Raw genomic sequence first — 8,713 nt, forward strand, 5'->3', positions numbered from 1 at the left:
CTTCACTCCCGGCAACTCACGATGAGGTTGCACCGATCTTGATGATGGACAGCGAGACGTCGCCCCGGGTCGCCTCCCACACGATCTGGCCGTGCTGGTCGATCGCCTCGATGATCCAGGTCTCGCCGCCGCGCTCGAGCGCGTCACGCATCTTGTTGGACATCACGACGTAGTCGATGTTCTCCCAGCTCATGTGGAAGACCTTGTCCCGCACGTCCGGGTCGGACGTGGCCTTGTAGTGCGAATGGGCGTAGCGGTACGGCGGGTTGTTGTCGTGCAGCGCGACCCAGATGTCGTCGTCGATGATGAGCCGCGCGCTGGTCGGGATGTTCGCCTTGATCCACGCCACCTGCTCCTCCTGCAGGCGGGTGAGTGGCAGCCGGTAGGCGTCGCTGAACTCCAGCTGGCCCTTGGTGTTGTACTTCACGAGGAACCCGCCCGGCATGACCAGCACCGGCACGAGCAGGCACGCGACCAGCACCGAGGCACCGGCCTGCTTGGTGCGCCGGGTGAGCCAGCCGAAGAACATGCCGAGGTTGAGAGCGAACAGCGGGATCATCGGCGCGATGTAGAAGTCGAGCAGCGCGCTGCGGGTCAGGTAGAACCCGTAGCCCGCGGCCATCAGCGCCATGGCGAGCATGGGTGGGCGGAGGCGCTTGTTGCGCCGGCCCGCGAACAGGCACAGCAGGGTCACCGCCACGCCCGCGATGAGGATGTACTTGTCCTTGAACAGCCAGCTCGCCTGCAGCAGGTAGGAGAACGACAGGCCGGTGCTGGTGTTCGAGTTGCGGTGCAGCTGCCACCAGACGGTGTACAGCAGGGACACGTGGTCGCCCGGAGTGGTGGACTCCAGGTTGAAGTTGAAGTTCTGCGGGAATAGCTCGTTCTTGATCTGGGCGAACAGCAGGTAGCCCACGACCGGCGCGAGCATGGAGAACCACCAGAAGCTGACGCCGAAGCGCCGGTTCGACTGCTCCTTCACCGTGCGGTGCAGCAGGTAGGCACAGCCCGGCAGGAGGAACAGCGCGTTCTCCTTGGTCACCAGCGCGAGGCCGAAGCACACCCCGGCGCCCATCGCGGTGACGATCCGCCCGTCCTTGCGGGCCAGCAGGTACAGGCCGAGCAGGATCCAGAACATCATGAGGTTGTCCAGCAGGACCTGGCGCTGGTAGTAGACCCCGAGCGGGGACAGGTTGTAGACGAACGTCGCCAGGAACGCGGCCGGCTTGCTGCCGCTGAAGCGCCGGACGATCTCGAACATCAGGAACACCGACGCGAGGTGCACGATGAGCATCAGCGCGCGGCCGGTGTTGAGGGCGTTGCCGAAGGCGTTGAACCCGCCCGGCAGGATGCTCACCCAGCCGGCGATCGCCAGCCAGCCCATGGGCGCGTGGTCGTAGAAGTAGGTGTACGGCGAGAGCTTGGCCATGCGCAGGACGGCCCACGCCTGCTCCATGTAGATGCCCTCGTCGGTGAGGTACAGCGGATAGCGGAACATGTTCCAGCCGTGGCTGACCAGGCCGATGAGCATGCTCAGGGCGACCAGCCAGCGGCCGCCTGCGCCGAGCGGGTCACGCTTCGGCTGTTTGACGGCAGTGGCCGTCGTGCGGGTGAGGACGTCAGCCGACATTGCTCAGCTCCGGGGCCTCGGTACGGTGTGCGCCCACGTGGGCGGTCTTCTCCCAGTTGGTGGCGCCCCGCATCTGCCGCCACAGGGCGCGGGCGGCCGCGTAGGACAGCACCATCTGGTAGGGGAACCAGCCGATCGCCATCTTGACGACGGTGCCAGGGCCGGCCTTGAGCCCGTGTGCGCCGGTGAACTCGTAGAGCCCGACGACGGACATCACGAAGTGGGCGCCCAGCAGGAGCACCGGGAGCCAGGACAGCATCGCCACCGGGACCGGGACGCTGAGCACGAAGGCGTTGAGCAGCGCCACCGGCAGGTAGATGCCGAGCATCGCCTGCACGTGCGGGAAGGCGAGGGTGTACCAGGCCAGGAACTTCTGGCGCCAGTTGGGCATCTCCTTCCAGGTGCCCTTGCCCAGGGTCTGCATGAAGCCCTGGCACCACCGGGTGCGCTGCTTGATGAAGCTCTGCAGCGTCGGTGGGGTCTCCTCCTTGGTGACGTAGCGGTCGTCGTAGACCACCCGCACCTTCTCGCCCATGCAGGAGACGCGCAGTCCGATGTCGGCGTCCTCGGTCAGGTTGGTCTCGTCCCAGCCGCCGAGCCGCTCGATGAGCTCGCGCTGGAAGAAGACCGTGTTGCCGCCGAGCGTGATGGCGCCGTTCTTGGCGTGGTAGTGCAGCCGGCTGCGGAACCAGAAGAAGTACTCCAGCACGTTGAACGTCGAGTACCAGTTGGAGTCGAAGTTCATCAGCTGGACGCCGGCCTGCACGACGGACACCTGCTCCGTGACCATGATGGTGTTGACGATGTCGAACAGCTCGGGCTGGACCTCGTCCTCGGCGTCGAAGATGGCCACCACGTCGTTCGTGGCGTACCGCAGCGCCGTGTTCAGCCCGTGCGGCTTGTTGATCGGGCCGTCGTCGAAGACGACCACGTCGACGTTGCCCCGGCCGGCCGCTCGCAGCCGGGCGATCTGCATCTGCGCCTGCTCGATGGTGCCGACGTCGTCCGCCGAGCAGACCACGAGGATCTGCACGAGGTGCGGCGGGTAGTCAGCGGACGCGGCGCGGGCGATGGTGGCTTGGATGACCTCCTCCTCGTGGCGCGCCGGGAGGATGGCGGTGAAGGAGAGTTGTGGCGTAACACGTTGATCGGGCACCCGCGCGTGCGCGTCCGCCTCGGGCTGGTCCCACGTGTAGATCATGAGATACAGGGCGTGCGCCGCCTGCACCGTCAGCAGCAATGAGATCAGGGTGACGCCGGTCAACACCACTTGCTCCATCGCTGCGTTCACTCCAAATCCACTTCGAGCTGACGGCGAAGTTCACCGCGAAGCCGGCGCCGATACCGACCAGATTGGCGGGGAGATAGTGCATGCCCAGCCCGACCAGCAGCTGGACCACGATGACGTTGACCGGCAACGCGGCGAGGCCGGCCAAGCTGAAGTAGGCGAACCGCTGCAGCGAGAGGCTGCGGCGCCGGAACGTCCACAGTTCGTGGAGGATGTAGTTGGAGACGAGCGCGATCTCGACGGCCGCGACCGTCGCGGGCAGGAGGGCCAGCCCGAGCAGGCCGTGCAGCACGAGCAGGGCGACGTTGTTCACGACGACACCGCTGACTCCCACGAGGGAGAACCGGCTGAGCCGGCGCAAGGAGTGCGTCACGCTCACAACCGTGCCGACCCAGCGGCCCCCGGGGCATCCCGCCGCGGTCCGGCGGTGATCCACACCTTCGGTCTCCCCCAATCGGCGTAGTCCACCTGGAACCCAGTACGTGGTGATTCGCCCGATTCTTCGGGTATAGCCAGCGGCGATGAGTATCAGGATCTTGATCGCCGACGACCACGCGATGGTCCGCGAGGGCCTGCGCAGCTTCCTGTCCCTGAGCGCCGACCTGGAGACGGTCGGCGCGGCCGCCGACGGGCGGGAGGCCGTGGCGCTGACCCACGAGCTGCGCCCCGACATCGTGCTCATGGACCTGTTGATGCCGGGCCTCGACGGGATCAGCGCGACCGCCGTCATCCGCCGCGAGCTGCCGAGCGTCGAGGTGGTGGCGCTCAGCGGCTACCTCGAACCACAGCTCATCGCCGACGCCCTGCACGCCGGCGCGGTGGGCTACCTGCTCAAGGACACCGACGCCGAGGAGCTGCACCGGGCGGTGCGGGCGGCGGCGGCCGGCCAGGTGCAGCTATCCCCCGCGGTGGCGGCCCGCCTGGTGCGCGACGTCCACGTGCCGACCACCCCGCCCCAGCTGACCCGGCGCGAGGAGGAGGTCCTGATCCTGCTGGCCCGCGGGCGGGCCAACGGCCAGATCGCCCGCGAGCTGCACATCGCGCCGCAGACGGTGAAGACCCACGTGAGCAACATCCTGAGCAAGCTCAACGCGGAGAGCCGCACCCAGGCGGCGCTCTACGCGATGCGGGTGGGGCTGGTCCCCGTGCACGCGGCGGCCCCGAGTTGAGCGCCGCGCTCGACGGGCTGTGCGCGCTGGCGCGGGAGCTGACCCGGGCCCGGTCCGCGCACGTCCTGGACGCCTCCCCGGCCGTCGTCGCGTCGGCCGGCCCGTCGGTCGAGGTCGACCTCGACCTGGCCGGGCGCATCCTGCACCGCGGCCTCCCGGTGGCGGTCCGCCGCACGCTCTACCTCCCCGTCAACCCGGGGCTGCTCGTGGTGGTCGGGCAGCGGCGGGCGCCGCGGGCCGAGGACGTCGCGGCGTTCGCGCCGCTGGCCCGGCAGCTGCTCGCCGAGTGCGCCGACCCGGTCCGGGAGCGCGAGCGGCTGGCCCGCGACCTGCACGACTCGATCGTGCAGACGCTGTACGGGATCAGCCTCGGCGCCGGTACCGCGGCCGAGCTCATGCACGGCAACCCGGCGCACGCGCAGGAGTCGCTCGCCTGGATCCAGGAGACCGCCGCGGCCGGCCTCACCGACCTGCGCGGCATCATCCTGCGGCTGCGGCCCGAGACACTCGTCGGGGCCGGGCTCGCGACCGCCCTCAAGGGGCTGTTCGAGACCCTGCACGCGGTGCCCGGCCGCGACGGCTGGGGCCTGCAGCTCGACGCCGACCCGGTGGTCAGCCCTGAGGTGGAGGAGGCGCTGTACCGCATCGCGCTGGAGGCCCTGGGCAACGCCGCCCGGCACGCCGGCGCCTCGCAGGTGACCCTGCGGCTGGCCGGCGACGACACGCACGTGGTCCTGGAGGTGGTCGACGACGGGGTGGGGTTCGTCCTCGACGGCCCGCATCCGGGGCGGCTCGGCGTGCGCTCGATGCGCGAGCGGGCCGCGCTCGTCGGCGGCCGGCTGGAGATCGACACGGCCCCGGGCGCCGGCACCGTGGTGCGGGCAGCCCTCCCGACCGGGTGAACCCGGCGGGCGATCCAGGCGCGACCTTGGAGCCATGCGCGTGGTTGTCGACCTCACCAAGTGCCAGGGGTACGCGCAGTGTGCCTTCCTGGCCCCGGCCGCCTTCCAGATGCAGGGTGACGAGGCCTTGCTGTACGACCCGGAACCGTCCGAGGACCAGCGCGAGAAGGTGCGCCGCGCCGCGGCCGCCTGCCCCGTGCAGGCCATCCAGATCGACCGGCTCGCCATCCAGGACATGCCACGCGTCGGCACGGCGGCCGCGAACGCGGCCCGGATCGTCGTCGTGGGCGCGTCGCTCGCCGGGCTGCGGGCCGCCGAGGCGCTGCGGGAGGAGGGCTTCCACGGCTCGCTGACGATGATCGACCACGAGCCGTACGAGGCCTACGACCGGCCGCCGCTGTCGAAGCAGGCGCTGAGCGGGCGGGTGCCTCCGGACGGCACCACGCTGCCCCACCGCGCCGACCTCGACGCGCGCTGGCGCCTCGGCGTGGAGGCGATCGGGCTCGACCTCGCCGACCGCCGGGTGCACCTCTCCGATGGCTCGGCGGTGCCGTTCGACCGGCTGCTCATCGCGACCGGCGTGCGGGCCCGCCCGTGGCCGGACCCGACCGAGGCGGCCCTCGACGGGATGTTCGTGCTGCGCACCCGCGACGACGCGCTGCGCCTGCAACAGCGGCTCATGGCGCTGCCGTCGGCGTTCGGCCGGCCGCTGGTCAACGCCGGGCCCGACCCGGACGCCAGCGCGCACATCCGTGGGGAGCATCGGCAGCAGCTGCGCGGCGAGCGGCCCGGCCGGGTGCTCATCGTCGGCGCCGGCTTCACCGGCTCGGAGGTCGCCTCGACCTGCCGCCAGCTCGGCCTCGACGTCACCGTCGCCGAGGCCGCGCCGACCCCGCTCGCGGGGGCGCTCGGCGGGGTGATCGGCGAGGTCGCGGCCGAGATCCAGCGCGAGCACGGGGTCGACCTGCGCTGCGGCACGACGGTCCTGGCCATCGAGGGCGACGCGGAGGGGCGGGTCCACCGGGCGCACTTCTCCGACGGCACCAGCATGACGTTCGACGTCGTGGTGGCCGCGCTCGGCAGCATCCGCAACGTCGAGTGGCTGCGCGACTCGGGCCTCGCCGTCGGGCCGTGGGGCGTGGCCTGCGACGCCGGCTGCCGGGCGTTCGACGTCAACGGCCTGGTGACCGACGACATCTTCGTGGCCGGCGACGTCGCCCGGGCCCCGAACGCGATGTTCGGCTACCAGTTCCTGGCCCTGGAGCACTGGGCCAACGCGGTCGCGCAGGCCGAGGTCGCCGCGCACAACATGGTGAGCGACGAGTCCGACCGCTGGCCGCACCTGCACATGCCGAAGTTCTGGTCGCTGCAGTTCGGCAACAACATCAAGTCCGTCGGGGTGCCGACCTTCGCCGACCAGGTCGTCGTCACCCAGGGCTCGATCGCCGAGCGGCGCTTCGCGGCGGCGTACGGGTACCGGGGCCGCCTCACCGCCGCGGTCACCTTCAACCAGGCCAAGTTGCTGCCCTTCTACGAGCGGCTCATCGAGCAGGCCGCGCCGTTCCCGCCGCGGTTCGACACCGTCGACCAGCCGGACGACCTCCTGCCCGTCCCGGCCGGTGTGCCCGACCCGACCTTCCTCGCCCGCGACGCGACCGTCGTGGTGACCGGCCACGACCCGAGCGAGCGCCACGCCACCCTGCTGCGGAGGACATCGTGACCACCACAGTCGGCTCGATCTTCGGTGCCGTCCTCGACCCCGTGAACCGGCACAACCCGTACCCGCTGTACACGGCGATGCGCCGCACCCCGGTCGGCCGGGAGCCCGACGGCACCTACGTGGTGAGCACGTTCCGCGAGATCGCCGCGCTCCTGCACGACCCGCGGCTGAGCTCGGCCGACCACCCGGCCCGGGAGGACCTGCACAAGATGATCGGGCTGCCGCCGAGCTTCCTGCGGCTCGACCCGCCCGACCACGACCGGCTGCGCCGGCTCGCCACCCGCCCGTTCGGCCCGCCGCACTCGCCGCACCGCATCGACGACCTGCAGCCGACCCTGGAAGGCATCGTCGAGCGGCTCATCGCCGACTTCCCCGGCGCGACCGTCGACCTCGTCGACCAGTTCGCCTACCCGCTGCCGGTCCTGGTCATCACCCAGCTGCTCGGGGTGCCGATCGAGGACGAGCCGCGGTTCCGCGCCTGGATCGACGTGGCGCTGCAGACGATCGACCCGCACCACCCCCGGGAGGACCAGCTCGACGCCGCCCACACCGCGTTCCGCGAGCTGGCCGACTACCTCGGCGAGCTCGTCGACCGGCGCGTGGCCGAGCCGGGCGGCGACCTCCTCTCCGCGCTCGCCACCGACGACGGGCCCGACGGCCGGATGACCCGCGACCAGCTCGTCAGCACCGCCGTGCTGCTGCTCATCGCCGGCCACGAGACCACCGTCAACCTCATCGCGAACTCGGCCCTGGTCCTGCTGCGCCAGCCGGTCTGGCTGGAGCGGCTCCTCGACGACCCGGACCTCGTCGTGCCGTTCGTGGAGGAGGTGCTGCGCTGGGACCCGCCGGTGCAGTTCCTGCCCTGGCGCAAGGCCCTGGCCGACATCGAGCTGGCCGGCACGACGATCCCGAAGGGCGCCTCGATCACCCTGGTGCTGGCGGCCGGCAACCGCGACCCGCTGCACCTGGCGGACCCGGACCGGTTCGACCCGCAGCGCCGGCCGGTCCAGCACCTGGGCTTCGGCGACGGCATCCACTACTGCTTCGGTGCCCCGCTGGCCCGGCTGGAGGCACAGGTGGCGCTGCGCGGCCTGGCCCCGGCGCTGGCCGACGCCCGCCTGCTGGAGGATCCCCCCGCGTACCGCATGAGCGCCGTCCTGCGCGGCCCGCGCCACCTGCGCGTGGCGCTGGACTAGGCCCCGGCTCGCACCAGGCCCGACTCGTACGCGTAGACGACCGCCTGGACCCGGTCGCGCAGGTTCAGCTTCATGAGGACCCGCGCCACGTGGGTCTTCACGGTCGCCTCGCCGACGGTCAGGGCGGCCGCGATCTCGCCGTTCGACAGGCCCCGCGCCATGAGGCGGAGCACGTCCGTCTCGCGCGGGGTCAGCTCGGCCAGCTCGGGCGGCGGCTTCGGGCCGGGCGTGCCGGCGAACGCCGAGATGACCCGGGTGGTGATGGCCGGGTCGAGCAGCGCCTCGCCGGCCGCGACCACGCGGATCGCGGTGATGAGATGCTCGGGCGACGACACCTTGAGCAGGAAGCCGCTCGCGCCGGCGCGCAGCGCGTTGAACAGGTTCTCGTCGGTGTCGAACGTGGTGAGCACGATGATCCGCGGCGCGCCGGGGTTGGCGAGCAGGGCGCGGGTCGCCTCCAGGCCGTCCTGGCGGGGCATGGCGATGTCCATGAGGACGACCTCGGGGCGCAGCCGCCGGGCGAGGGCCACCGCCTCGACGCCGTCGCTCGCCTCGCCGACGACGGTCATGTCCGGCTCGGTCTCGATGACCATGCGCAGGCCGGCCCGGACCATCCGCTGGTCGTCCGCGATGACAACCCTGACGCTCATGCGCCCTCCGCTGCGCTCCGGACCACCCACGTGGCCTCCGCTTGGCTCCGGCCCACCCACGTGGCCTCCGCTTCGCTCCGGACCGCTCACTGGGCCACCATCCTTGTGTCGGCGTTTGAGAGAGTGCCGATGCACCACTGGTGACCACCGGGCCATCG

The 8,713-nt window shown here is 71.2% G+C and carries 7 protein-coding genes and 1 pseudogene; 4 read left to right on the forward strand and 4 right to left on the reverse strand.

Going from position 1 to position 8,713, the window contains the following annotated elements:
- Window positions 1–16 precede the first annotated feature (16 nt).
- The 3 genes and pseudogenes from IEZ31_RS52285 to IEZ31_RS59935 form a co-directional block, all read right to left on the reverse strand.
- Window positions 17–1,630, reverse strand: coding sequence for a glycosyltransferase family 39 protein (locus IEZ31_RS52285; RefSeq protein ID WP_190257649.1), 1,614 nt, complete (start codon window positions 1,628–1,630; stop codon window positions 17–19).
- A complete protein-coding gene (locus tag IEZ31_RS52290; protein ID WP_229837173.1) occupies window positions 1,620–2,897 on the reverse strand; it encodes a glycosyltransferase in 1,278 nt (425 codons plus the stop codon). Before IEZ31_RS52290 ends, IEZ31_RS52285 begins: the two co-directional genes overlap by 11 nt.
- Window positions 2,898–2,982: 85 nt before the next feature.
- A pseudogene (locus IEZ31_RS59935) lies at window positions 2,983–3,354 on the reverse strand (GtrA family protein); the annotation flags it as partial.
- Window positions 3,355–3,439: 85 nt separating this feature from the next.
- Here IEZ31_RS59935 and IEZ31_RS52300 point away from each other — a divergent pair.
- The 4 genes from IEZ31_RS52300 to IEZ31_RS52315 are packed head-to-tail and all read left to right on the forward strand — an operon-like array spanning window position 3,440 to window position 7,905.
- Window positions 3,440–4,087 (forward strand): response regulator, encoded by a 648-nt coding sequence (locus tag IEZ31_RS52300; protein WP_190257651.1) that lies wholly within the window; start codon window positions 3,440–3,442, stop codon window positions 4,085–4,087.
- Window positions 4,084–4,989: a sensor histidine kinase gene (locus IEZ31_RS52305; RefSeq protein WP_190257652.1), complete on the forward strand. Its 906-nt coding sequence runs from the start codon at window positions 4,084–4,086 to the stop codon at window positions 4,987–4,989. The genes IEZ31_RS52300 and IEZ31_RS52305 overlap by 4 nt, the downstream gene beginning before the upstream one ends.
- A 34-nt stretch (window positions 4,990–5,023) precedes the next feature.
- On the forward strand, window positions 5,024–6,709 hold the full coding sequence (locus IEZ31_RS52310; protein WP_190257653.1) for an FAD-dependent oxidoreductase: 1,686 nt from the start codon (window positions 5,024–5,026) through the stop codon (window positions 6,707–6,709).
- Entirely contained in the window at window positions 6,706–7,905 is a 1,200-nt protein-coding gene (locus tag IEZ31_RS52315) for a cytochrome P450 (RefSeq protein ID WP_229837174.1), read from the forward strand. Before IEZ31_RS52310 ends, IEZ31_RS52315 begins: the two co-directional genes overlap by 4 nt.
- Here IEZ31_RS52315 and IEZ31_RS52320 read toward each other — a convergent pair.
- The gene (locus IEZ31_RS52320; protein WP_190257654.1) at window positions 7,902–8,555 is read right to left on the reverse strand and encodes a response regulator; all 654 of its coding nucleotides are present in this window, start codon (window positions 8,553–8,555) and stop codon (window positions 7,902–7,904) included. The two genes, IEZ31_RS52315 and IEZ31_RS52320, sit on opposite strands and share 4 nt — an antisense overlap.
- Between the last annotated feature and the right edge of the window lie 158 nt (window positions 8,556–8,713).

It is taken from the genome of Dactylosporangium sucinum (assembly GCF_014647515.1).
GTDB classification, from domain to species: Bacteria; Actinomycetota; Actinomycetes; order Mycobacteriales; family Micromonosporaceae; genus Dactylosporangium; species Dactylosporangium sucinum.

Excerpts from the sequence above, each read along its gene's own strand:
- IEZ31_RS52310 (WP_190257653.1), top strand. The coding sequence starts at position 5,024 with ATGCGCGTGGTTGTCGACCTCACCAAGTGCCAGGGGTACGCGCAGTGT.
- IEZ31_RS52320 (WP_190257654.1), bottom strand. The coding sequence starts at position 8,555 with ATGAGCGTCAGGGTTGTCATCGCGGACGACCAGCGGATGGTCCGGGCC.
- IEZ31_RS52285 (WP_190257649.1), bottom strand. The coding sequence starts at position 1,630 with ATGTCGGCTGACGTCCTCACCCGCACGACGGCCACTGCCGTCAAACAG.
- IEZ31_RS52300 (WP_190257651.1), top strand. The coding sequence starts at position 3,440 with ATGAGTATCAGGATCTTGATCGCCGACGACCACGCGATGGTCCGCGAG.